Raw genomic sequence first — 1,454 nt, 5'->3', positions numbered from 1 at the left:
TCATTAAAAGCCCTCTTATATGTAAGCGCTTTATAAATATCTTTTTCCTGTTCGTTTAAAAAGGATTGTCTAATGACTTCGGGATTATAAGTAATAGCGGGAACTAATCTCTGAAAACCAATTTTCGTTAAAATATTCATCCCTTTTATTTTTAATGAATCAACCATGCCTATTTTATGAGTTACGTACTGTTTAGGTAAACCAATATCTAACGCAATAACCCCTTTTACTTCACTTGGATATTTTTGTGCCCAATAAATAGCCTCTATTCCCGATAGAGAGTGTGGTACTAAAATGTATGGTGGTTTATTTCCACTTTGAATAAGTGCTTCTCTCGTTTGTTCTAGTATCGTATCAATATCTCTATCATCTTGAAAAACATCACTGTATCCATAACCAGCTCTCTCAATTACAGAAATCTTGTTTTCTTTCGAAAATTTACTATATAAGCCTTTCAATTCATAAACAGGAGCGGCAATTCCAGATCCGGCCATAAATACAAACGTATCCTCCCCGCTCCCCTCATTATAAACATTCACTTTTTTATTATTGAAATTAACAAATTCACCTTCATTATTTATTAATTTCGATTCCATTCTTAATTGATAGTTATGATATATAAATACAGCGCCTGTTCCAAGAAACATAATGCTACTACACACAAAAAATATAATTTTTACTATCTTCAATAATTTTTTCATATGACACCCCTTTCAGCCTATACTGAAAGGGTACAATGTAAAAATAAATTTCTAATAAATTTTCCAAAATTAATATTTTCTCTTTGTTTCTAAGTATGGACGATTTTTAATACCTACGCAATTTCTTCAAAGTCTCCAATATATCATCTGTAAAGGCCGTACTACCCTCTGTCTCTAAAACTCTGAAATATAAACTTCTTAAGAAAGCTCTAATATTTTGTACTAAAATATCATGCTGGGGATGCGGAATGTCTTCAACAATCGCTATACTATGTAGCCAATTGCTCCACTCCTCTTCAGTTAAAAGATTTTGGTTACGTAATGACATAATTGGCGTTACTAATCTCTCATCCTCAAAGTGTATGTATACGTAGTCATTCATACGAACCTTTTGACGAACAGCAGCTAGTATTGCATATGAAAACTCACGATTTCGTATTGTACGTGCTAAAGCATCTAGTGCATCTGCTGCATGTGCTGTTGAGTGTGCCCAGCCTTTTCCTTCTACGTAACCCCTTACATCTTCTTCTAAATATACATATTCCAGCACTTGTTCTGCCACACTGTACAGTTGTTCTTCAGATAACAGCGGTTCTCTTTCATGAACAGATAAAATAAGTGATGGAATTAATACGGAGAACGCACGTTTAAAAACAGAGTCTGTTCCCTTTTCACCAATTCTATAAAATAAATAATCAGGACTAATTGCTTGTAACATTAATCCTCGTAATTCTTTTTGTCTAAACACATCAT

Annotated in this window: 2 protein-coding genes; both read right to left on the bottom strand. The window is 33.3% G+C overall.

The window, feature by feature from the left end:
* Positions 1–701: alpha/beta fold hydrolase (locus AC1DTM_RS26300; protein WP_477001264.1), on the bottom strand; the 701-nt coding region annotated here is incomplete at its 3' end.
* 106 nt (positions 702–807) lie between these two features.
* Positions 808–1,454: DUF2785 domain-containing protein (locus AC1DTM_RS26295; protein ID WP_477001263.1), on the bottom strand; the 647-nt coding region annotated here is incomplete at its 5' end.

This window comes from Bacillus sp. P4_D3, from assembly GCF_056401855.1.
Note: the sequence above shows the minus strand (reverse complement) of the source record. Positions and strands in the feature narration are given on the sequence as shown.